Raw genomic sequence first — 23,261 nt, 5'->3', positions numbered from 1 at the left:
AACGCATGAGCAGCATCCAGCCCGTCATCCTGTCCGGTGGATCCGGTACCCGCCTGTGGCCACTGTCGCGCGAGGCGTATCCGAAGCAGTTCCTGCCCTTGGCGGGTGAACTGACGATGCTGCAGGCCACCTGGAAGCGTGTCGCGCCGATCGCCGCGCGCGGGCCGCTGGTGATCGCCAACGAAGAGCACCGTTTCGTCGCCGCAGAGCAGCTGCAGCAGGTTGGCGCCGAGCCGGCCGCGATCATCCTCGAGCCGATCGGTCGCAACACGGCCCCGGCGATCGCGGTGGCCGCGCTGGAAGCCACCCGCGACGGCGCCGATGCGCTGCTGCTGGTGCTGCCCTCCGACCACGTGATCACCGACGAGGCGGCGTTCCGCGCAGCGGTTCAGGCCGCCGCCGGTGCCGCCGAAGCCGGCAAGCTGGTCACCTTCGGCATCGTGCCGACCGGCCCGGAAACCGGCTACGGCTACATCAAGGCCGCCGATGGCCAGGGCCTGCGTGCGGTCGAGCGCTTCGTCGAGAAGCCCGACCTGGATACCGCGACCGGCTATGTGAGCAGCGGCCAGTATTACTGGAACAGTGGCATGTTCCTGTTCAAGGCCTCGCGCTACCTGCAGGAACTGGAACGCTTCCAGCCCGCGATGCTGGCTGGCAGCCGCCAGGCCTGGCAGCAGGCGCGCCGCGATGCCGACTTCACCCGCCTGGACAAGGACGCCTTCACCGCCGTTCCGTCCGATTCGATCGACTACGCGGTGATGGAGAAGACCGCCGATGCGGTGGTGATTCCACTGGATGCGGGCTGGAACGATGTCGGTTCGTGGACTGCGCTGCGCGATGTCTCGCAGCAGGACGGCGACGGCAACGCGCACCAGGGCGACGTGATCGCCATCGACTGCCGCAATACCTATGCCTACGGCCAGCGCCTGGTGGCCATGGTCGGCCTCGATGACGTGATCGTGGTCGAGACCGACGATGCCGTACTGGTCGGCAAAGCCGACCGCATGCAGGAGGTCAAGACCGTGGTGGCACAGCTGAAGGCCGAGGGCCGCAGCGAGGCCACCTGGCATCGCAAGGTCTATCGCCCGTGGGGCGCCTACGATTCGATCGACAACGGCGAGCGCTTCCAGGTCAAGCGCATCACGGTCAAGCCCGGTGGCACGCTGAGCCTGCAGATGCACCACCATCGCGCCGAGCACTGGATCGTGGTCAGCGGCACCGCCGAGGTGACCCGTGGCGATGAAGTGATCCTGCTCAGCGAGAACCAGAGCACCTACATTCCGCTGGGCGTGACCCACCGCCTGCGCAACCCGGGCAAGCTGCCGCTGGAACTGATCGAAGTGCAGTCCGGCAGCTACCTCGGCGAGGATGACATCGTGCGCTTCGAGGATACCTACGGGCGCAGTTGAGGTTTGCCCGGGGTCGGATCCCGTTGCTGCGCAGCGGGCTCTGACCCGTTCCTGATCGGCCCGGCCGCGCGGCATCGCCGGGCACGGCCCGGCGCTACGGCCATCAGGCCAGCTCCGCCATCACCCGCTTCAGGCCGTCCTGCCAGGTTGGCAGCACGATGCCGAAATCCTGCTGCAGCTTGCGGTTGTCCAGCACCGACCAGGCTGGACGCTTGGCCGGGGTCGGATACTCGGAGCTGGGAATCGCCTCGACCGTCGGCACCTTGGCCAACACGCCGCTGGCCAATGCCTCGGCGAAGATCGCTTCGGCGAACCCATGCCAGCTGGTCTGGCCGCTGGCGGTCAGGTGCCAGGTCCCGGACAGCTGCTCCGGATGCTGCAGCGCCTGCAAGGTGACATCAGCGATCAGCGCGGCCGGCGTTGGCGTGCCGATCTGGTCGGCCACCACCCGCAACGCATCGCGTTCGGCCCCGACGCGCAGCATGGTGCGCAGGAAATTCGCGCCGTGCGAGGCATACACCCACGCCGTGCGGAAAATCAGATGGCGGCCACCGGCCGCACGCACCGCGTCCTCGCCATCGCGCTTGCTGGTGCCATACACGCCCAGCGGTGCGGTCGGCTCGTCCTCGCGATAGGGCGCGCTGCCCTGGCCATCGAACACGTAGTCGGTCGAATAGTGTACGAACGGCACGCCGTGGGCCGCGCACCAGCGCGCGATTGCGCCCGGCGCCTGCGCGTTGGCAGCAAAGGCCGCATCAGCGTCCTGCTCTGCGCGGTCAACGGCGGTGTAGGCGGCCGCATTGACCACCAGCGACGGCTGCACGCGATCCAGCAGTGCCGGCAGGCTGTCGGGCTGGCCGAAGTCGGCCGTTTCGCATGCACTGCCGTCCGGCAGCTGGCCGCTGCGGGTAGTCGCGACCACCTTGCCCAGCGGCACCAGCGCGCGCAGCAGCTCCTGGCCGACCTGGCCATTGCCACCGAACACCAGCACGGTCATGGCACGTAGACCGGCAGGCGGTCTTCAGCAATGTCCTTCAGGAATGGCGCGTTCTCGTCCTTGGCCGACAAGGTCGGGGCACTGACCGGCCAGTCCACGGCGATGTCCGCATCGTTCCAGCGCACGCCGGCATCGAAGTCCTTGAGGTAAACCTCGGTGCACAGGTAGCTGAACACCGCACGCTCGGACAGCACAGCGAATCCGTGGGCGAAGCCTTCGGGAATCCAGAACTGCTTCTTGTTCTCCGCGCTCAGCACCACCGCTTCCCACTGGCCGAAGGTCGGCGAGCCGCGACGGATGTCGACGGCCACATCGTAGACCTCGCCTTCGAGCACGCTGACCAGCTTGCCCTGGGGGCGCGGCCACTGGTAATGCAGTCCGCGCAGTACGCCCTGCGCGGACGTCGACACGTTGCTCTGCACGAAGCGATCGGGCAGGCCCAGCGCGGCGAAGCGCTCGGCATTCCAGGTTTCGAAGAAATAGCCGCGGGCATCGCCAAACACCGCCGGCTCGATCACCACGCAACCGGGCAACTTGGTTTCAATCACTTTCACGGAACGACTCCACGCAGGGCAAGCTTGTGCAGGTATTGGCCGTAGCCATTCTTGATCAGCGGCGCAGCCAGTGCTTCCAGCTGCTCGGCGTTGATCCAGCCCTTGCCGAACGCGATTTCTTCCGGGCAGCAGACCTGCAGGCCCTGGCGGGTCTGGATGGTCTCGATGAAGTTGGAGGCCTCCAGCAGCGACTGGTGCGTGCCGGTATCGAGCCAGGCATAGCCACGGCCGAGGGCCTCCAGGTGCAGGTGGGCCTCGCGCAGGTAGCGCTGGTTCAGATCGGTGATCTCCAGCTCGCCACGCGGCGACGGCTTGAGCTCGGCCGCATAGTCGCTGGCATTGCCATCGTAGAAGTACAGGCCGGTGACCGCGTAGTTCGAACGCGGATTCTCCGGCTTCTCGACCAGATCGATGACCTTGCCGTCCTTATCGAACTCGGCTACTCCATAACGTTCCGGGTCGTTGACCCAGTAACCGAATACGGTCGCGCCCTGCTCTCGCTGGTCGGCGTTGCGCAGCACTTCGCGCAGGCCGTGGCCGTGGAAGATGTTGTCGCCCAGCACCAGGCAGCTCGGCTTGCCGGCGACGAAGTCGCGGCCGATCAGGTAGGCCTGGGCCAGGCCGTCCGGACTCGGCTGCACCGCGTACTGGATGTCCATACCCCACTGCGAGCCGTCGCCCAGCAGCTGCTGGAACAGCGCCTGCTCGTGCGGGGTGTTGATGATCAGAACTTCGCGGATGCCCGCCAGCATCAGCACGCTGAGCGGGTAGTAGATCATCGGCTTGTCGTACACCGGCAGCAGCTGCTTGCTGACGCCCTTGGTGATCGGATACAGCCGGGTGCCGGAGCCGCCGGCGAGGATGATGCCTTTACGCTGCGTCATGTCGTCTCCAGGGTTCAGGCCGCAGTGCCGATGCGCTGCAGACGGTAGCTGCCGTCCAGCACGCCGTTGACCCAGTCCTGATTGTCCAGGTACCAGTCGACGGTAAAGGCGATGCCCTGCTCGAAGGTGTAGGCCGGTTCCCAGCCCAGATCGTTCTTCAGCTTGGACGCATCGATCGCATAGCGGCGATCATGGCCGGGGCGGTCGGTGACATAGGTGATCTGGCTGCTGCGCGGCTGGCCATCCGCGCGCGGGCGGCGCTGGTCCAGCAGGGCGCAGATCGCCTGCACCACTTCGATGTTCTGCTTTTCCGAATTGCCGCCGACGTTGTAGGTCTCGCCGACCTTGCCCTTGGCCAGCACGGTGCGGATCGCCTCGCAGTGGTCGGACACGAACAGCCAGTCGCGCACCTGCTTGCCATCGCCGTACACCGGCAGCGGCTCGCCGGCCAGCGCCTTGGCGATCACCAGCGGGATCAGCTTCTCCGGGAAGTGATACGGGCCGTAGTTGTTGGAGCAGTTGGTGGTCAGCACCGGCAGCCCGTAGGTGTGGTGGAAGGCACGCACAAGGTGGTCCGAAGCGGCCTTCGACGCCGAGTACGGCGAATTCGGGGCATACGGGGTGGTTTCGCTGAACTTGCCGGTCTCGCCCAAGGTGCCGTAAACCTCGTCGGTGGACACGTGCAGGAAGCGGAAGGCCGCTCCCTGTTCGGCCGGCAGCGCCTTCCAGTAGTCACGGACCGCTTCCAGCAGGCCCAGGGTGCCCACCACGTTGGTCTGGATGAAAGCGCCCGGGCCGTCGATGGAACGGTCCACGTGGCTCTCAGCGGCGAAATTCAGTACGGCGTCGGGCTGGTGTTCGGCCAGCAGGCGGGTGACCAGGGCGCTGTCGCCGATGTCACCCTGCACGAACACGTGGTTCGGGTTGCCGTCCAGGCTGGACAGGGTCTTCAGATTGCCGGCATAGGTCAGGGCGTCGAGATTGACGACCTTGATGCCACGGGCGACCGCTTCGAGAACAAAGTTACCGCCAATGAATCCGGCACCGCCGGTGACAAGCCATGTGGGCACTACCTGTTCTCCTGATCGAAATTCATCCAAGGGGTGCCATGAAGCACCCCAGCACAGCAGCACAGGATACATGTGGTTCGTCTTCACGACTGCCTGCGTGACGTGAACGACGCACTGGATTCACGCGAGCCATGCCGCAGCGCAGCATAACCATACGCATTCGCATGGTCGTCCCAAGCCAGCTAGAATCGGGATCCCACCCCCGAACCGGTTGCTTTACGAGGACCGGACGTTCTCCCCGTTATTGAAGGACCCCGTACCAGATGAAAATCCTCGTCGCGTACAAGCGCGTGGTGGACTACAACGTCCGCATTCAGGTCAAGCCGGACGGTTCCGGCGTGGTCACCGACGGCGTCAAGCTGTCCCCCAATCCCTTCGATGAAATCGCCCTGGAAGAAGCCCTGCGCCTGCGCGACAAGGGCATCGCCAGCGAGGTCGTGGTCGCCACCATTGCTCCGGCCGACGCCCAGGCGCACCTGCGCAATGGCCTGGCCATGGGCGCCAACCGTGCCGTCCATGTGGTCACCGACCAGGCCATCCAGCCGCTGACCGCCGCCCGCACCCTGCTCAAGCTGATCGAGAAGGAACAGCCGGACCTGGTGATCCTGGGCAAGCAGGCCATCGACGACGACGCGAACCAGACCGGCCAGATGCTGGCCACGCTGTGGGGCCGTCCGCAGGCGACCTTCGCCAGCAAGCTCGAGATCGCAGACGGCAAGGCCACGGTGACCCGTGAAGTCGACGCTGGCCTGGAAACGCTGGAAGTCGATCTGCCGGCGGTGGTCACCACCGACCTGCGCCTGAACGAGCCGCGCTTCATCAAGCTGCCGGACATCATGAAGGCCAAGGCCAAGCCGCTGGAGACCCTGCAGCTGGCCGACCTCGGCGTTGAAGCCGCCGACACCTTCAAGACCACCCAGTACGCCGCACCGTCCAAGCGCAGCAAGGGTGTGATGGTCAAGGACGCGGCCGAACTGGTGGCCGCACTCAAGCAGAAGGGGCTGCTGTAATGAGCAAGATTCTCGTCATCGCCGAACACCACGACGGCAAGCTCAACGCCGCCACCGCCAAGACTGTCAGCGCCGCCGCCGCCATCAGCGGTGCCAGCATCGACGTGCTGGTGCTGGCCGCCGATCCGGCCGCCGTCGCCGCCGAGGCCGCGAAGATCAGTGGCGTCGCCAAGGTCCTGACCGTGGCCAACGCTGCCAACGCGCAGGCCATCGCGCAGGTGCTGGCGCCGCAGATCGCGCAGCTGGCCAAGGGCTACACCCACGTGTTCGGCCCGTCGACCACCTTCGGCAAGGACCTGATGCCGTGCGTGGCTGCCCTGCTGGGCGTCAACCAGGTCTCCGACCTGATGACCGTCGAAGGCAGCCACACCTTCAAGCGCCCGATCTATGCCGGCAACGCGATCATCACCGTGGAAGCCCCGGCCGACCAGATCGTGGTCGCCACCGTGCGTGCCGCGTCGTGGCCGGAAGCCGCCGAGGGCGGCAGCGCCGTCGTCGAAGCGGCCAGCGTCGATGCTGCCCTGCCGACCCACACCCGCTTCGTCGGCCTCGCCGCTGGTGCCAGCGACCGCCCGGACCTGCAGAGCGCCAAGCGCGTGGTCTCCGGTGGCCGTGGCGTCGGTTCGGAAGAGAACTTCAAGGTGATCTTCCAGCTGGCCGACAAGCTCGGTGCCGCCGTTGGTGCCTCGCGTGCCGCGGTCGATGCCGGCTACGTGCCCAGCGACCTGCAGGTCGGCCAGACCGGCAAGATCATCGCCCCGGAGCTGTACGTGGCCGTGGGTATCAGCGGTGCGATCCAGCACCTGACCGGCATCAAGGATGCCGGCACGATCGTGGCGATCAACAAGGATCCGGATTCGCCGATCTTTGAGATTGCCGATATTGGGTTGGTGGGGGATCTGTTTGCGATCCTGCCGGAGCTGGAAGCTGCGCTCTGACATCGGATTGGCTGTTGGTCAGGGCGTCCTTGGGCGCCCTGGTCCACGCTGGAAAGTGCATGACACCAAGATTCCTACGCTTTCTGATTTCTGGCGGCTCCGCCGCCGCTGTGGAGTACGCCGCGTTCTTCGTGCTGCAATCCACTCTGGGCCCTTCCTGGCTGCTGGTCAGTCAGTCGCTCAGCTTCGCGTGTGGTTTTGTGGTCAGCTTCCTGCTGAACCGTCACTGGGTGTTCCATAGCGAAGGGAAGGCCGGACATGAGCTGCTCAAGTACGGAATCGTCGCAGGTATCAATCTTGCCGCCGGCAATCTGGCGATGCTGTTGATGGTGGGAACCGCGGGGATGCATCCGCTCATCGCCAAGTTCATTGTGATGGGAATGATCGCCGCTTGGAATTACCTGATATTTTCCCGACTGGTTTTCAGCACGAGCGCTGCGCAGCGGTGATCGCCCAAGCAAGCCAAGGTTCGCGGGCGACACCAAGAATCCAATAGCGAACCAGAAGAACAGTATGTTCCGTAGGCATGAACCGGCATCAATCGATGTCGGTTTTTTTTTGCGAACAAGGCAGCCGGTCTCATGATCCGGCACCAATCGCCACGATCAGCAAACTTCCGCCTCCACAGGCCGAACGTATTTCGCAACGTATCAGTCCAGTACGCAGCGCAATCTTTCGATACTCAATCACAAATGTGACAGTGCAATGAAGAAGCCCTATGATCCAGCACGCCAAGGAGTGCCGACCATTCAAGTCAGGCACCTCGCGCATTCCCATTCACGAGAGGCACGCAGGAAGAATTCCTTGGAGATTCTTCCATCTGGCTGATGAGCATTAGTATCTTGAACATGTGGCGGCGCCTCCCGGCCTGGGGAACCTGCGTTGCTGGATTACTGACCGGCGTATTGTTGTTGCGGATGGACCGCTATTACACGCATGCCGATCTTCTGTACCTGGGCATCAGTTTCCTGCTGGAACTGGTACTGCTCGATCTGGTTACTCGCTTCGCGCTTGGCGTCGGCAACCGGTGGCTGCGGATCGTTGCCCTGGTGATTCCCGCAGCAGCGGGTTTCGTCTACGTGGCCCAACTCTATTCGGCATGGCTGTCCGGGGGACTGATTCCACCCATTGCCTTCGCCAATCAGGAAGTGGTTGGACTGATCGCATTCAACGGCGTGTACGCGATGCTGGGTGCCTATCTGCTCGCCTTCATCGCATTCGCCGTTGTCCATCGCGCGGACGAGCCACGCTTCAGCCCACGCACTTCATTGGCATTGCTGGCCATGGCTGCGGCTGTCTATGCCGGCATGATCCACGCTCAGCCCCTGGCTCGCGGGATAGTCATTGCGCGTGGCGAGGCACCGATCTCGTCGTTCCTGCGTGCCTATTCCACCTTCGCCAGCATGAGCGGCCGCGCCCAGCTCACTGCAGCGGAGCTGCTTGAAGCTCGTGCCGAGTTCTCGCGGAAGAAGGTCTATCAGCAGGGATTCCCGGCCGAGATGACCGCCAGCCTGCCGGCCAAGCCGAACGTCATTGTGATCTTCACCGAAGGCATGTCTGCCCGCTGGATGGATACCTATGACAGCGCCCATGTCGGCGTGACTCCCAACCTGGACCGTCTGGCCGGGGGCTCGCTGGTAGTCACCAACTACTACAACCATACGGCTGCTACATTCCGTGGCCTGCGCGGGCAGTTGACCTCCGGCCACCAGGAAGTCGATGGCTACAACGAAGAAGGCACGGGCATCGGCCAGCGCGACGTTTCAGCCGACATCACCGCCGTCTCCCGGGCGAGCATCGCAGACATACTTCGTGCGCAGGGCTACAGCAGCATGTTCTTCCTGTCGCAGCAGGAGTACATCAACAAGATGATCGACACTCTGGGCTTCGACCGCGTACTGGGCCGCGACTACCTGTATGACCGCCACGTCCGCGGGAACACGCACGGTGCCCGTCCGAAGTATCTTTCCGACGTCCAGTTGTTCGACAGCATGCTCTCCGAGCTGGAAGCGCAGCCAGCTGACAAGCCATTCTTTGCGGCCGCCTACAACTTCCAGACCCATGCATTCCTGGATGGCAGCAACACATACGGCAAGGGCGACAACATCGTCCTGAACAGGTTCCACACCTACGACCACGACATCGGCCACTTCATCGATCGATTCATGGCCAGTCGACTGCATGAGAACACCCTGCTGGTGATCACCGCGGATCATTCCACTTTCCCCGGGCCGAATGCCGTTGCTGCGGACCCCCGTGTCCAGGGCTACTTCGTCGACAAGATTCCCCTGCTGATCTACTGGAAGGGGGTGGAGCACCACACGATCGACGCTGGTGGCAAGAACTCGCTGGATCTGGCGCCTTCGTTGCTCAGCCTGCTGAACGTGAAAAGCGCTCACAACCTGTTTCTGGGTTGCACGCTCTTCGAGCAATGCGCGCTGGACAGGGTGTCCAATATTGGCGTCGAGTACATCCTGACCGACGCCAACAGCTCGTACTCCGAGTACTACGTTCCTCCGGAACAGAAGGCGTATTACGAGCAGTCAAAAGAAACGATCGAACGCTACAAAGCGATGGATCTGATCATCGATACCCGATGATCGGCAATCTGGAGCACCTGAGGGTGCTCCAGATGCAAAGATCAGTTGTTCGGGGCGAACATTGGCCGTTCCAGCTGGAGCATTGAGCGCCCCGCCGTCATCGGCACCTTGCGGATCTCCTTGGGCGCGAAGGGCACGGCACCGAAATACTCCTCAATGCCATACATGGTTTCCTGCTCCGGCGCGCAGTGGAACACCATGCTCTTGCGCGTCCTGCCCGGCGAACGGATAGGCGTACCGCCATGCGGCAGCTCCGGGTGCCAGATGAAGCAGTCCCCTTTCTTGATCAGAGCGATGTGCTGCGGGATGCCGCGACGGTTGACTTCTTCCGCCACCCGCCCGATGTAGCGATTGAACGCATCGCCCAGTTCCGGCGGGGTAGCTCCAGTCGCCTGGATCGGCTCGATCTCGATCTTGTGCCCGCCGGGGAAGTACTGCAGCGGACCGGCATCTGCATGCACATCCTCAAGAGCGAACCAGATCCCCGCAAACATGTTGTTCGGCCGAGTGTGGAAGAACGGTGTATCGCGATGGATCGCCTGCTCGCTGGACTGCTCGAAGAAGAGCGACGTCGCCACGAATGCGCGATCAGAGAAGAACGTATCAAGTGTCTCCATCACCAGCGGCTTGCTGATGGCCAGCTGAGCCGCTTCGCTGACAAGATGCATGTTGGTAAGGCGCGAATGCCTACCGGTCTGCATGACGAACTGATCAGCCTCTTCCTTGTGCTCGTCAACGTACGCATTGAATGCATCGCAGATTCGGTCGCACTCCTCCGCGGTCAGTACACCGGTCAGGTGCACGAACCCCTGCTCATGCAGATTGGCGGCCGCCGAAGCCGCCGTGTGCAGCACCGGTTTACTGCCCTTGCTGCGCGAACCCAAGACGAAATCCAACAGGCCCATTGCTTTTTCCTTGAATGACACGGCCCCCTTTCCGGGAAGCCCGCTCGGGATTCCGAAGCCGCCGCCAAGCGTGCAGGCACCTAACCCCCCCCCTGTCCGGCAATCACCATGCACTGGCATGGGACCTAGACCGCCGGCCGCGCGGGGAGGGTACCACGGGAACCGCTAAGGCACCGAGACGCCTTGCTGATTAAGGCATGAAGAAGTTAAAAGCAACAAACAATATCGCTAGAATGCTGGCTCGAACCCCAACCAGCCTGGGCGGAGCCCCTCCAACGTGCGCCTGCCCCACCCAAAAAAGGGCCTTCTGCCGCCCGGCCCTCCCAGATGGCGAGGCGTCCTGGCGCTTTCCATCGTGACAGCGGGCTACCTGGCCGTGCTGGCCTACGTGGACCGTGACACCCGCGCGCTCGAACGACTGACCGCTCTTGCCGGCCCTTTGCTGGTGTGTTCGGCATTGGTGCTGGCCAGCTTTGCACTGCGCTATCAGCGATGGCATGGCGCACTTCAACGACAGGGGCACCCTGTCGGTCAATGGCACGGGCTGCGTGCCTACCTGGCCGGTTTCGCGTTCACGGCATCCCCCGGCAAAGCCGGCGAGCTGCTGCGCATCCGCTACTTCGCGGGTATGGGCGTACCGTCGCGCACCGTACTTGCGACCTTCATCCATGAGCGAGGCCAGGATCTGCTGATCCTCACGCTACTGGGCATGAGCGCAGCCGCCCTGGTGCCAGCACTGGGCGCAGTGCTGGGCCTGGTTCTGACGCTGTTGATCCTGCTCCTGCTGACCAGCTGCAGCGCCTGGTTGCAGACACGTCTGTTGCGGCTGATCTGCTTGGTACCCGTCACACCCTTCAGACGCCTTGCCTCCTTCCTGCTCGATGGTTTGATCGCAGCCGGACCATTGTGGAGGCCGGCTGTCGCGCTGCCCGGCATGGCCTGGGGAACGATCGCCTGGCTGCTGAGTGCCCTGGCATTCGCCACACTCTGCTCTGCCGTCGGCCTCCAGCTGGCCTGGCACCAAGCGCTGGGGATCTACCCGATTGCAATGCTGGCAGGCGCGGTGTCATTTGTTCCTGGTGGCGTCGGCACAACCGAAGCAGCCATCGCCCTGATGCTCGCTGCCACCGGCGCTTCGCTGGACGCGGCCCTGGCGGTAGCTGTCGGCATTCGGTTGACCAGCCTCTGGCTGGCGGTGGCCGTGGGCATGCTGGCCATGACGAATCTCGAACTGCAAACGACCCGCACCCCTTCCCTACCCTCCCGTCTCCATTGACCCGCCATGCACCTACTGCACACCGGAGCGCAGAATTTTGGCTATTGAACACCGTGCCCTGTGCGTCGATCTGGATGGCACCCTGCTCCGTTCGGACGTCCTCTACGAATCGTTGCTGGCCCTGCTGGCCCACAACCCGCTGTACCTGTTCCTGGTGCCGTTCTGGCTGCTGCGGGGCAAGGCCTACGTAAAGCGCCAGCTGGCCTCGCGCGTGCAACTGCCCGCCGAGACCCTGCCCTATGACGAGCGGGTCTTGGAGATCCTGCGCACGACCTCCCAACGCCCCCGGGTGCTGTGCACGGCCTCTGACCGGCTGCTGGTGCAGCCCATTGCCGACCACCTCGGGCTGTTTGAAGAGGTGATGGCCAGCGATGGCCAGACCAACCTGTCGGGCAGCAACAAGGGACAAGCGCTGGCAGCGCGCTTCGGCGAGCGCGGCTTCGACTACATGGGCAACGGCACGGTGGACCTGAAGGTCTGGGCTCATGCCGCTGGCGCGATCGTGGTCAACAACGGTGCCGGGCTGGCCAACGCTGCGGCGAAGCAGACTGAAGTGCTCGGCCACCTGCCTTCGCAGAACGGCGGTCTGATCACGTGGATCAAGGCGCTGCGCGTCTACCAGTGGCTGAAGAACCTGTTGGTGCTGGTACCACTGCTGACTGCGCACCGCTTTCTCGATCTCACCTCGATCATCGATGCGGGCGTGGCCTTCCTGGCCTTCGGTCTATGCGCATCCGGCGTGTACCTACTCAATGACCTGCTCGACCTGACCCCGGATCGCATGCATCCGCGCAAGCGCAAGCGCCCATTTGCTGCGGGCACATTGCCGCTGCTGCATGGTCTGATGGTGGCGCCGCTGATCACCCTCGCCGGCTTCGCCCTGGCGCTGGCCTGCAGCCCGGCTTTTGCAGGCGTGCTGCTGTGCTACTACGTGATGACCCTGAGCTACTCGCTCAAGCTCAAGCGCATTGTAATGATCGACGTGGTGATGCTGGCGGCGCTGTACACCGTGCGCATCATCGGCGGCGCGGTGGCGATCAGCTCCGAGCTGTCGTTCTGGTTGCTGGCGTTCTCGATGTTCGTGTTTCTCAGCCTGGCCATGCTCAAGCGCTACACCGAACTGGCCTCGGCACTGGCCAACGGCAAGGAAATGGCGATCGGCCGCGGCTACTCGGTGGCCGACCTGCCCTTGGTGCAGTCGCTGGGTGCTGCCGCCGGCTACATCGGCGTCGCGGTCTTCGCGCTGTACATCAACAGCCCGGAAAGCCTGGAGTTGTATACCAGCCCCAAGCTGCTGTGGCTGTTGTGTCCGATCCTGCTGTACTGGATCAGCCGCATGTGGATCGTCTCGCACCGTGGTGACATGCACGACGACCCGATCGTATTCGCGGCCATGGATCGCGGCAGCCAGATCGTCATCGGCCTATGCGTACTGATCGTGCTGATCGCCATATGAGTGGAACGCTCGGCCAATCCTGGGGGCGTTACCCACGGGTCGAACAGCGGATCGCTCCGATGCTCGACCGTCGGTCCCTCCTGCCGCTGCCGCCGGAGGGCGGTACGGTGCTGCCCCATGGCAATGGCCGCAGCTACGGCGACAGTTGCCTGAATCCTGGCGCCACGCTGCTGACAAGCCGCGCCCTGGACCGCTTCATCGACTTCGACCCTGCCACGGGCATCGTGCGCTGCGAAGCCGGGGTAACCCTGGCCGATATCCTGGATATCGCGCTGCCGCGTGGCTGGTTCCTGCCGGTCACGCCGGGTACCCGCTATGCAACCGTGGGCGGTGCGATCGGCAACGATGTGCACGGCAAGAACCACCACCGTGCTGGCACCTTCGGCCACCATGTGCGCTGCCTGGAACTGCTGCGCAGTGATGGTCTTCGCCAGCAACTCAGTCCGGCTGACGACAGCGGCCTGTTCGCGGCCACCGTGGGGGGGCTGGGCCTGACCGGCTTCATCACCTGGGCCGAACTGCAGCTGCGGCGGGTTCCTGGCCCCTGGATCGAAACCGAATCGATCCGCTTCGACAACCTGGCAGAGTTCTTCGCGTTGTCGCGTGATTCGGCCAGTGATTTCGAGTACACGGTTGCCTGGATCGATTGCCTGGCCAGGGGCCGCGCGCTCGGACGCGGCCACTTCCTGCGCGGCGACCACGCACCCGGCGAGGCGCACGCGGCCACGCCCAGCTCCGCACCCCGGCGCAGCATGCCGCTGGTACCACCGGTATCGTTGGTCAACAAGCTCACACTGCGCCCGTTCAATACGCTTTACTACTGGCGGCAACTGGCACGCCGCGCACGCCACCTGTCGCACTATCAGAACTATTTCTATCCGCTGGATGGCATCAACCACTGGAATCGCATGTATGGCCCACGCGGCTTCCTGCAGCACCAGTGTGTATTGCCGCCGCAAACCGCTCAGGACGCCACCGCCGCACTGCTGGGCGAAATCGCCCGCAGCGGGCGCGGCTCGTTCCTCGCGGTGCTGAAGGAGTTTGGCGACCGGCCTTCGTCGGGCCTGCTCTCTTTTCCGCGCCCCGGCACCACGTTGGCACTCGATTTCCCCAATGAAGGCACTGGCCTGTTGAGGATGCTCGACCGGCTGGACCGCATCGTCAGTGAGGCGGGGGGTGCCGTGTATCCTGCCAAGGACGCGCGCATGTCTGGCGCTCTGTTCCGCCAAGGCTACCCGGCCTGGGAAGCATTTTCCCGCTTCATCGACCCTCGATTCTCATCCGGCTTCTGGCGCCGGGTGATGGAGTAAGCATGCAGAAGATCCTGATCATCGGCGCAACCTCGGCCATCGCTGAATCGGTTGCACGCCTGTACGCCGCACGCGGCGCTGCGCTCTATCTGGCCGGGCGCAGCGCGAGCAGGCTGGACGCCATTGCCGCTGACCTGCGCGTACGCGGCGCTCCGCATGTGCACAGCGGCGTGCTGGACGTGAATGACGTGGCCGGCCATGACGCTCTGCTGGACAGCGCCTGGGCCTCCCTGGGCGGTGTGGACACCGTCCTGATCGCCCACGGCACGCTGCCCGACCAGGCCGCCTGCGATGCCTCGATCGACCTCTCCCTGCAGGAATTCGCGACCAATGGCACCTCCACCATCGCCCTGTCCGCCGCGCTAGCGCAGCGCCTGCAGTCCGGGGCCAGCCTGGCCGTCATTTCTTCAGTGGCGGGTGACCGTGGCCGCGCGAGCAACTACCTGTACGGAAGCGCCAAGGCCGCCGTCACCGCCTACCTGAGCGGCCTGGGCCAGCGCCTGCGTCCGCTCGGCATCAACGTACTGGTGATCAAGCCTGGCTTCGTCGATACACCGATGACCGCTGCGTTCAAGAAGGGCGCCCTGTGGGCCACCCCGGAGAAGGTAGCCACCGGCATCCTCAAGGCCATCGGCAAGCGCAAGGCCGTGGCTTACCTGCCGGGGTTCTGGTGGGCGATCATGATGATCATCAAGAACATCCCTGAAGCTGTGTTCCGTCGAATTTCCCTCTGACAACATCACGAACCAGGACGACCGCATGCCAGATATCGATCGCGATCTTGATGTGTTGTATCAGCACCGTTTCCCTGCAGAAGAACTCGCCAACAAGAACCGCATCTGGCAGGTGCTTTGCAGCGAGTACTTCAGCAAGTTCGTCAGCGCGAGCGACACCGTCGTCGACATCGGCGCCGGATACTGCGAGTTCATCAATAACATTCCCGCAGCCGGCAAAATTGCGGTCGATCTGAATCCCGATGTGCGGCGCTTCGCGGCAGACGGCGTGCGCATCATCAACGAGTCCTGCATGGCGGTAGCCTCGATACCCGATGCCAGCGTCGATGCAGTGTTCATGAGCAACTTTCTGGAACATCTTCCCAGCAAGGATCTGGTGCTGCAGACGCTGCGTGAGAGCGCGCGCATGCTGAAGCCGGGCGGTCGCGCGATCATCCTGCAGCCGAACATCCGGTTCCTGTATGACGAGTACTGGGATTACTTCGACCACCACACAGCTTTGAGCGACCGCAGCCTGGTGGAGGGCGTTCTGATGGCGGGACTTGAGCCCCGCGTTGTCATTCCCAGATTCCTGCCCTACACCACCAAGAGCCGCCTGCCGCAGGCGCCATGGCTGGTGTCGCTGTATCTGAAAATCCCTCTGGCGTGGTACATCCTGGGCAAACAGGCGCTGGTTGTGGCTTACAAGCCGCGCTGACCTTATTCCATTAGCAGTCGAGCTGGTCCATGGCAAACAAGAACGACAAGATCGTCATCACCGGCGCAGCCGGCCTGGTGGGGCAGAACCTCATCGTGGAGATGAAGCAGCAGGGCTACACCCGGCTGGTGGCGATCGACAAGCATGCGCACAATCTGGACATCCTGCGCAAGCTGCACCCGGAGGTCGAAACGGTGCTGGCCGATCTGGCCGAACCTGGCGCCTGGGCCGAACGGTTTTCCGGTGCACGCCTGGTTGTGCAGTTGCACGCACAGATCACGGGAAAGACCACCGACCTGTTCGTACGCAACAATCTGACCGCGACGGGCCATGTACTGGCCGCGTGCAAGGCGGCCTCTGTACCCTACATGGTGCACATCAGTTCTTCAGTGGTGAATTCGGTGGCCAAGGATGACTACACCGACACCAAGCGCGAGCAGGAACATATGGTCGTGGCCAGCGGCCAGCGCCACTGCGTGCTGCGCCCCACCTTGATGTTCGGTTGGTTCGATCCCAAACACCTGGGCTGGCTGTCGCGCTTCATGGCGCGCACCCCCGTGTTCCCCATTCCGGGCGACGGCAGGTTCATGCGCCAGCCGCTGTACGAACGCGACTTCTGCCGCTGCATCGCCAAGTGCATCGAGACCGAACCCGACGGTGCGGTGTTCGACATTGTGGGCGATACCCGCGTGGATTACGTGGACATCATCCGCACTATCAAGCGGGTCAAGAAGCTGCGCACGGTGATCGTGCACATCCCGATCGGCTTCTTCGGTTTCCTTCTGCAGGTCTACAGTCTGTTCAGCAGCAAGCCGCCCTTCACCGCCGACCAGTTGAAGGCACTCAGTGCCGGCGACGACTTCAAGGGCGTCGATACCGAAGCAGTCTTTGGGGTAAAGCAGACGCCGTTTGAGGAAGCAATCCGCGAAAGCTATACCGACCCGCGCTACAGCCACATCGTGCTGCAGCGCTGAATAAACAGAACAGACGGAACCCAATTCGAATGAGCACTTTCGCCATCATTGGTAGTGGCCCGATGGGCTTGATGGCAGCCCTTGAGCTGCTGAAGAAAGGTCACCAGGTTGATGTGTACGAGCGTGATGACCGTATCGGCGGCATGTCGGCCGACTTCGATTTCGACGGCCTGCGCATCGAACGCTACTACCACTTCATCTGCAAGACCGACTATCCGCTGTTCAAGCTGTTGGACGAGATGCAGCTGTCCGATCACCTGCACTGGACGGATACGAAGATGGGCTACTACTACCAGGGCAAGCTGCACAAGTGGGGAACCCCCTTCGCCCTGCTGGGCTTCCCGCATCTGGGCCTGGTCGACAAGGTGCGCTATGCCCTGCATGTCATGCACACCAAGGGTATCCAGGATTGGACCGCCCTGGACAAGAAGAATGCGCGCGACTGGATTACCCGCTGGATCGGCCCCAAGGCCTACAAGGTGATGTGGGAGAAAGCGTTCGCACTGAAGTTCTTCGAGTACCAGAACGACCTTTCGGCCTCCTGGATCGGCACGCGCATCAAGCGCGTTGCGCTGTCGCGTCGCAATCTGTTCAACGAGAGCATGGGTTACCTGCAAGGTGGCTCGGCCGTGCTGCTCGACAGGATGGCCAAGGAAGTCGTTCGTCTCGGCGGGCGCATCCTGCTTTCCCAGCCAATCCAGGAAGTCACCTCTGTCGAGGGCAAGGTTACCGGCATCCGCACGCCCGACGGTCATCAGCCCTATGAAACCGTGGTTTCCACCGCGCCCATCCAATACGTGCCCGGCATGGTTCCGGGCCTGCCGAAGGCGTTTGCCGACCAGGTCGGCGCCATCGAGAACATTCCGGTAGCCTGCGTGATCCTGAAACTGTCGCAGCCGGTCAGCGAGAATTTCTGGATGAACATCAGTGACGATCGCATCGCCATTCCCGGTCTGATCGAGTACAGCAACCTCAATCCAGGCAGTGGTGCGGGTGAGCACATCGTGTATGCGCCGTACTACATGCCCAAGACCCACCCCAAGTGGCAGTGGAGCAACCAGCAGCTCATCGATGAGGTCATCAGCTACCTGCCGATGATCAATCCTGCATTCAAGCCGGAATGGATCAAAGCGACTCATTGCCACCGCTACGAGTACGCGCAGACCATCTGCCCGCCGGGTTTCCAGGACATGTTGCCGCCGATGAAGACGCCCATGGAGGGGTTCTACATGGCCGATACGGCGTACTACTACCCCGAGGACCGTTCCATCAACGAGAGCATCGCGGTAGGGGCGACGCTGGCAGATCTCGCCAGCCGCTGAACCACTACCCATTGTCCTCCAGGCGGCCCTCCACGATGCCAAGCTTTTCCATCCTCAGTCGCCTGCACCCTGGGAGCAGTACGTTACTGCGCCTGTTCCTGCTACTGGGTGCGGTGGTCGTGGCGATACTGGGCCTCAGCGACCGCGGGTATCAAGGCCGCATCAGCGGTGGATGCTCGCAGGCGCTGTCGCCGTTCCTGAAGCAGGCAACGTCGTCCAGCCCACGAGCGATTTCCTTCTGCGACCTGCAGAACGCTGATACGGCAGAACTGGTCGTCGAACCCATCCCCGCCGGCACCCCATCAGTGTCGATCGAGATCGCCGGCTACGGTGATACCCCGGGTATCAGCGCGGTCCTGGCCGGGTCCGACGGAGCGGAGGTACCGGTTCCGCTACCGCGGGCGGGGGACCGCTGGGTCCGCTGGGTCATCGATGTGCCGCCTGCGTTGCAGACGCAACAGAGCCGCCTGATCGTGCGCGACCAGGCCCAGGAAGGCTTCGGCTGGATCGGCGTGGGCATTGTCTCCGGCTACGGTGGATGGCTGCCGGTCAGCATCGGGCTGCTGCTGGTCGCGGTGCTGTATCCCTGGCTGGGCCGCATCGGTCAGCGCAACGCGCTCTCCGACGCCCCGCGCCACCGACGTCAACGCCTCTGGGTCGGTGCATCCGTTGCAGCGGCAACATTGCTGGCACTCGTGCTGCGCCGTCCATCGCAATGGCGGCATCCCTACGTCTGGGTGGAAGATGGCAAGGACCTGCTGCCGGATTTCCTGCACTACGGATGGGGCACGCTGGTCCAGCCGGTGGCCGGCTACATCCTGCTGCCCAACAAGCTGATCAACGCCATCTCGGTCACGTTGTCGTTCCGCTGGTTGCCGGAAATCAGCCTGGCACTGGCGGCGGCGATGACGATGGCGGTCATGGTCACGCTGGCCCTTGCCCCGACGCGCCTGCGCGCTCCCTGGGCATGCGCGCTGGCGGTCCTTGCGGTTCCCACCGATGCGGAGGTCTTCTCCACATCGGCCTATGCATTGTGGTGGGGCGGTTTCCTGGTGCTGATTCCGCTGTTCTGGGATGAGCAGCGCTCTCCCGGGCTTCGCTGGCGGCTGCCCATGCTGCTGCTCGGTGCGCTGTCTTCGCCGCTCATCGTGATGATGGTGCCGCTTTACGGCGTGCGCGCACTTCTGCTGCGTCGGCGCGATGAGTGGTACCTGCTGGCCGTCGCCGGCCTGTTCGGCGCGATGCAGGCACTGCTCGTGGTGCTGAACCCGGTCGCTTCCCAGGAGCACCGCTCGCTCCCCGGCATCCCGGCGCTGCTGGAGCGCTTCGTCGGTCATTTCCTGTTCTGGCGCCCCGACCTGGCCCAGCCCGCACTCGTTGCGGGCATCGGCGTGGCGCTTTCGATCGTCATCCTGGCTGCTGCGTGGGCCCAGCGACGTGAACGCAACTGGGTGCTGCCTGCGCTCATCGCCTGCTTCCTGCTGTCGGTCGCCGCTGCCGCAGCTCGGGTGCCGGTCGATCCGCTGGACCCCTTCAGTGGCGGACCCCGCTACTTCTTCTATCCTTACGTGTTCCTTGCCTGGATCCTGATCCATCTGATTGGCGGGGCCCGCGGCCCGGCACGGGTGATGCTGGTGGTGCTGTTGCTGGCCCCCCTGCATCAGACGCTACAGTACGGATTCCGCACGCACACCACGCTGGACTGGCGGGTAGAGGTTCAGCGCTGTACGTCCGGTCACTCGCTTGCCGGCCCAGCCGTGCATTGGACTGGACGGCTGGAGAACCTATGGCACGCCCCGCTCACGGCAGAGCAATGCCGTCAGCTGGTCAGCCGCAGTCTGTTCGACAACCGCCTCGGCCCGCAGGATCTGCCGTCGTCCCCAGCCTCCTCCACACAGTACCCAGAAGTCTCCAGATGATCGTTTTCAACCTCCGCCGCCGACAGTCATGATCGAGCGCCGCTTCATTCTCTTCATTGTCGCCAGTGGTCTGGCCGCAATCGCGAACTTCGGCTCGCGCATCGCCTTGAGCCATGTCATGGCATATGTGCCTGCGATCGTCCTGGCATATCTCATTGGCATGGCCACCGCCTTCCTGCTCAATCGGGCCTATGTCTTCAAGGACGCGAACAAGCCCTTGGCCTCGCAGGTGATGTGGTTCGTCGCAGTGAACGCACTGGCCCTGCTGCAGACCCTGGTTGTCAGCCTGCTGTTCAGTCATTACGTCTTCCCATGGATGGGCCTGACCTTCCACCCTGAAACGCTCGCACACGCGTTGGGCGTCATTGCGCCGGCGGTGGTGAGCTACTTCGGGCACAAGCATTTCACCTTCAGGAAATCCTAGGCATGTCGACCCTTCCTCCTGCCTCGCCTGCTTCTCCGGGACCTGCAGGCCTGCGTTCACTGCTGCGACAGCCGGCCATGCTCCTGGGCTTGGCCCTCGCACTGTTGTATGCCGTGCTGGCGGTCCTTGCCGGCAAGCACGGTTACAGCCCGGTCCCGTTCTGGGACATGTGGGACGGCACGCTCGGCTTCTATCTGCGCCAGCAGAGCGACCTTTCGGCCTGGTGGGCCCAGCACAACGAACATCGCATCATTCTGGCCAGGCTTCTGTTCTTCATCGACCTGAAGTACTTCGGCGGTCATGCAGTGTTCCTGCTGATCGTCAACTATGCCCTGGCGCTCATCACCTTCGGGCTGCTGGCCTGGTGCGCCCTGCGCATCCTTCCCACGGCCACCTCCGCAATGCGCATCGTCGCCGCGGTGATCCTGAGCCTGGCCTTGCTGTGGACCCAGGAGAACAACTTGACCTGGGGCTTCCAGAGCCAGTTCTTCCTGGCTCAGCTGTTGCCGCTTGCCAGCCTGTTGCTGCTATGGCGCTCCAGCGTGGCCCCACGCTGCCGCAATGCCTGGTTCGGTGCCGCCCTGCTGCTGGCAGTAGTGGCCGCCGGCAGCATGGCCAACGGCGTCCTGGCCACCTGGCTGCTGCTGGCCGGCTGTATTCTCGGCCGACAGGGCACCAAACGCATTGCCCTGGTGGCGGTGGTCGCCCTGGGGGTCACGGCCCTTTACTTCCATGGTTACGTGTCCCCGGGCACCCATGGTTCGCTGTCCAACACCCTTCGCGATTCGCCGCGCGGCGTGATGTGGTTCCTCTTTGCCTATCTGGGGAGCCCTTTTGCGCACCTCGCCGGTGACGACAAGCCCAACCTCTACGTCGCCGTCGGCTGCGGCGCGATTGTCACCGTCCTGGCTCTCTACCTGGCAGGCGCCACGCTGCTTCGCAAGCACCGCGGCGTCGATCTGGAACTGGCACTTTCATTGTTCGTGGGCTACCTGGGCACATCGGCATTTGCGGTAGCCGGCAGCCGCATTGTGTTCGGCCTGGACAGTGCCGTGGCCAGCCGCTACACCACGCCAGCACTGTTGGTGATTGCCTGCGTGATGATCTTGGGGGTCGCCCGCCTGTGCCGTCGTTTTTCCTGGGCCCGCGGCCAGGCGGCCGCCGTACTGCTGGTCATCCCGCTGGTGTTCCTGCCGCTGCAGTGGAACGCGGTCAAGCACAATCCCCTGGCCGATTTCGAGAAGACCACGGCAGCCATGGCGCTGGAAATGGGCGCACGCGATGACGAGCAGATTCTCTGGACCTATCCGGACAGTCCGCGTGCGCTGGAAATCGCACGTGATGCGTCCACCCAGGACTTGTCGATTTTTGCCAGTACGTGGTTGAAGGGTGCGCGCGAGAGCATGGGCCAACGCTACGGCCAGGCACCTGCCCAAGGTTGTGGCGTGGTGCCGCCTGTTACCCGGGCATTGCCCGGATCGGGAGGCTGGTCACGCCTGCAGGGCGGGCTGGTCGATACCTATCTCGGCGAGGGTCTGGGTGCGCTCTACCTGCTGGATGCACAGGGCACGATCATCGGCCGCGGTATTCTCGCCGCCCCCGAGCGCCAGCAGGGCTCGGACAAGGTCGGCTCGCCGTTCAAGCTGTATGTGCGCGATGACACCCTGCATGCGGGCCCGATGAAGGTGGTCGTCCCCGGCATCTGCAGCGGCGACTTCAACTACAGCCCCTGAGCTGACGCGTCCCGCCTGGCTGCGTGCCAGGCGGGACGCGCCCATCAACGGCGCAGGCGTGCCAGCGCGCGGTGCAGCGGCGTATTGGGCTGGTTGGCGATGTCATAGCTGAGGAATGCCAGCAGGAACTGCAGGCCGCTGACGATGGCAATCGAGGGCAGCACCACCGTGCCCACCGGCGCGGAGACACCCTCATTGGCGGCAACAATCCAGTTCCAGCCGCCGTACAGTACGCCACCTCCGAGCAGCGCCAGCGCCGCGATCAATTCCAGTGAAGCGATGCTGAGGTCACGCAGGTAGTACCGGTAGGCGATGCGCTTGCAGAAGTTGCGGGCATGCTTGAGCGCGAACTCGCCGAGTACCTGACTGATCTTCAGGTTGCTCACTTCGTCGCCATAGCGCGCATCCATCGGGACATCCTGCACCACAGCCTGCATGGCATTGAGCCTGAACAGGAGATCCGTTTCAAAGAAGTAACGCGTGCTGATCGCCTCCATCGGCAACCGTTGTGCAACAGCGGCGTGGATGGCGGTGTAGCCGTTGGTTGGATCGAACAACCGCCAGTATCCACTGGACGCTTTGGCCAGGAAGGAAAGCCCCAGGTTGCCGGCGCGCCTCAGCATCGGCATCCGGCTGATGTGTGAAAGATCCCAGAAGCGGTTTCCCTTGGTGTAGTCGGCCTCGCCGCTGAGGATCGGTGCCACGAACAGGGGCAGCAGTGCCGGATCCATCTGGCCATCGCCATCGATCTTCACAATCACGTCCATGCCATCGGCGACGGCCTGACGGTAGCCGGTCATGGTGGCCCCCCCCACCCCCTGGTTGACTTCGTGGTAGAGCACGCGCACCCGCGGGTCGGTATTGTTTGCTTCGATGTAACGCCCGGACTGTTCCGGGCACGCATCATCCACGCAATAGATGGCAGTGACTTCCGGGCCGATGGTGGCGATCACGTCCAGGATATGCCGGATGACCTTGTAGCTGGGAACCACGACTGCGATCGCCTGTGACCGAGCGTGCTGTGTGATGTCCATCTGTCCGAGCATTGC

Annotated in this window: 21 protein-coding genes; 15 read left to right on the top strand and 6 right to left on the bottom strand. The window is 63.5% G+C overall.

Annotated elements, in window-relative coordinates; translation table 11 throughout:
- The first annotated feature begins 5 nt into the window (after window positions 1-5).
- On the top strand, window positions 6-1,409 hold the full coding sequence (locus AC5P74_RS11975; RefSeq protein WP_206620165.1) for a mannose-1-phosphate guanylyltransferase/mannose-6-phosphate isomerase: 1,404 nt from the start codon (window positions 6-8) through the stop codon (window positions 1,407-1,409).
- Window positions 1,410-1,512: 103 nt separating this feature from the next.
- Here AC5P74_RS11975 and rfbD read toward each other — a convergent pair whose 3' ends face one another.
- Genes rfbD through rfbB form a run of 4 tightly spaced genes read right to left on the bottom strand, consistent with a single transcriptional unit; the run spans window position 1,513 to window position 4,914 of the window.
- Window positions 1,513-2,406: a dTDP-4-dehydrorhamnose reductase gene (gene rfbD / locus AC5P74_RS11970; RefSeq protein WP_495204947.1), complete on the bottom strand. Its 894-nt coding sequence runs from the start codon at window positions 2,404-2,406 to the stop codon at window positions 1,513-1,515.
- Window positions 2,403-2,960 carry a dTDP-4-dehydrorhamnose 3,5-epimerase gene (rfbC, locus tag AC5P74_RS11965; RefSeq protein ID WP_004141806.1) on the bottom strand — a complete coding sequence of 186 codons (558 nt, stop codon included), beginning with the start codon at window positions 2,958-2,960 and terminating at the stop codon, window positions 2,403-2,405. Before rfbC ends, rfbD begins: the two co-directional genes overlap by 4 nt.
- Entirely contained in the window at window positions 2,957-3,844 is an 888-nt protein-coding gene (gene rfbA / locus AC5P74_RS11960; protein ID WP_495204946.1) for a glucose-1-phosphate thymidylyltransferase RfbA, read from the bottom strand. The genes rfbC and rfbA overlap by 4 nt, the downstream gene beginning before the upstream one ends.
- 14 nt (window positions 3,845-3,858) lie before the next feature.
- A complete protein-coding gene (gene rfbB, locus AC5P74_RS11955; protein WP_053497903.1) occupies window positions 3,859-4,914 on the bottom strand; it encodes a dTDP-glucose 4,6-dehydratase in 1,056 nt (351 codons plus the stop codon).
- A gap of 263 nt (window positions 4,915-5,177) precedes the next feature.
- Between rfbB and AC5P74_RS11950 the strand changes: the two genes are divergently transcribed.
- The 4 genes from AC5P74_RS11950 to AC5P74_RS11935 all read left to right on the top strand — a co-directional run bounded on the left by AC5P74_RS11950 (window position 5,178) and on the right by AC5P74_RS11935 (window position 9,462).
- Entirely contained in the window at window positions 5,178-5,924 is a 747-nt protein-coding gene (locus tag AC5P74_RS11950) for an electron transfer flavoprotein subunit beta/FixA family protein (protein ID WP_057494113.1), read from the top strand.
- Complete coding sequence (locus AC5P74_RS11945) at window positions 5,924-6,862, top strand: electron transfer flavoprotein subunit alpha/FixB family protein (RefSeq protein ID WP_329842801.1); 939 nt, start codon at window positions 5,924-5,926, stop codon at window positions 6,860-6,862. The genes AC5P74_RS11950 and AC5P74_RS11945 overlap by 1 nt, the downstream gene beginning before the upstream one ends.
- A 59-nt stretch (window positions 6,863-6,921) precedes the next feature.
- Window positions 6,922-7,311, top strand: a complete 390-nt coding sequence (locus tag AC5P74_RS11940; protein ID WP_372485314.1) for a GtrA family protein — start codon at window positions 6,922-6,924, stop codon at window positions 7,309-7,311.
- Window positions 7,312-7,779: 468 nt separating this feature from the next.
- Window positions 7,780-9,462: an LTA synthase family protein gene (locus AC5P74_RS11935; protein ID WP_372485312.1), complete on the top strand. Its 1,683-nt coding sequence runs from the start codon at window positions 7,780-7,782 to the stop codon at window positions 9,460-9,462.
- A 41-nt stretch (window positions 9,463-9,503) separates the two neighbouring features.
- Here AC5P74_RS11935 and AC5P74_RS11930 read toward each other — a convergent pair whose 3' ends face one another.
- A complete protein-coding gene (locus AC5P74_RS11930) occupies window positions 9,504-10,367 on the bottom strand; it encodes a phytanoyl-CoA dioxygenase family protein (RefSeq protein WP_005415182.1) in 864 nt (287 codons plus the stop codon).
- Between the two features lie 277 nt (window positions 10,368-10,644).
- Here AC5P74_RS11930 and AC5P74_RS11925 point away from each other — a divergent pair, with 277 nt between their 5' ends.
- From AC5P74_RS11925 to AC5P74_RS11880, 10 genes are all read left to right on the top strand, one after another.
- Entirely contained in the window at window positions 10,645-11,643 is a 999-nt protein-coding gene (locus AC5P74_RS11925; RefSeq protein WP_372485310.1) for a lysylphosphatidylglycerol synthase transmembrane domain-containing protein, read from the top strand.
- 58 nt (window positions 11,644-11,701) lie between these two features.
- The gene (locus tag AC5P74_RS11920; RefSeq protein WP_372486454.1) at window positions 11,702-13,099 is read left to right on the top strand and encodes a UbiA family prenyltransferase; all 1,398 of its coding nucleotides are present in this window, start codon (window positions 11,702-11,704) and stop codon (window positions 13,097-13,099) included.
- The gene (locus tag AC5P74_RS11915; protein ID WP_372485308.1) at window positions 13,096-14,409 is read left to right on the top strand and encodes an FAD-binding oxidoreductase; all 1,314 of its coding nucleotides are present in this window, start codon (window positions 13,096-13,098) and stop codon (window positions 14,407-14,409) included. Before AC5P74_RS11920 ends, AC5P74_RS11915 begins: the two co-directional genes overlap by 4 nt.
- Window positions 14,410-14,411: 2 nt before the next feature.
- The gene (locus AC5P74_RS11910) at window positions 14,412-15,143 is read left to right on the top strand and encodes an SDR family oxidoreductase (RefSeq protein WP_372485306.1); all 732 of its coding nucleotides are present in this window, start codon (window positions 14,412-14,414) and stop codon (window positions 15,141-15,143) included.
- A 25-nt stretch (window positions 15,144-15,168) separates the two neighbouring features.
- On the top strand, window positions 15,169-15,840 hold the full coding sequence (locus AC5P74_RS11905; RefSeq protein WP_372485304.1) for a class I SAM-dependent methyltransferase: 672 nt from the start codon (window positions 15,169-15,171) through the stop codon (window positions 15,838-15,840).
- A 29-nt stretch (window positions 15,841-15,869) separates the two neighbouring features.
- A complete protein-coding gene (locus AC5P74_RS11900) occupies window positions 15,870-16,814 on the top strand; it encodes an NAD-dependent epimerase/dehydratase family protein (RefSeq protein ID WP_495204944.1) in 945 nt (314 codons plus the stop codon).
- A gap of 29 nt (window positions 16,815-16,843) precedes the next feature.
- On the top strand, window positions 16,844-18,136 hold the full coding sequence (locus tag AC5P74_RS11895) for an NAD(P)/FAD-dependent oxidoreductase (protein ID WP_495204943.1): 1,293 nt from the start codon (window positions 16,844-16,846) through the stop codon (window positions 18,134-18,136).
- Window positions 18,137-18,171: 35 nt separating this feature from the next.
- Window positions 18,172-20,055 carry a hypothetical protein gene (locus tag AC5P74_RS11890; RefSeq protein WP_495204942.1) on the top strand — a complete coding sequence of 628 codons (1,884 nt, stop codon included), beginning with the start codon at window positions 18,172-18,174 and terminating at the stop codon, window positions 20,053-20,055.
- 28 nt (window positions 20,056-20,083) lie between these two features.
- Window positions 20,084-20,479: a GtrA family protein gene (locus AC5P74_RS11885; RefSeq protein ID WP_005415173.1), complete on the top strand. Its 396-nt coding sequence runs from the start codon at window positions 20,084-20,086 to the stop codon at window positions 20,477-20,479.
- A gap of 77 nt (window positions 20,480-20,556) precedes the next feature.
- A complete protein-coding gene (locus AC5P74_RS11880) occupies window positions 20,557-22,212 on the top strand; it encodes a hypothetical protein (RefSeq protein WP_372485297.1) in 1,656 nt (551 codons plus the stop codon).
- Between the two features lie 44 nt (window positions 22,213-22,256).
- Here AC5P74_RS11880 and AC5P74_RS11875 read toward each other — a convergent pair whose 3' ends face one another.
- Window positions 22,257-23,258, bottom strand: a complete 1,002-nt coding sequence (locus AC5P74_RS11875) for a glycosyltransferase family 2 protein (protein WP_372485295.1) — start codon at window positions 23,256-23,258, stop codon at window positions 22,257-22,259.
- Window positions 23,259-23,261: the final 3 nt, after the last annotated feature.

The sequence above is a fragment of the Stenotrophomonas sp. YJH_SMC_94-11 genome, from assembly GCF_059370435.1.
This window is presented reverse-complemented; position numbering and strand designations above follow the sequence as displayed.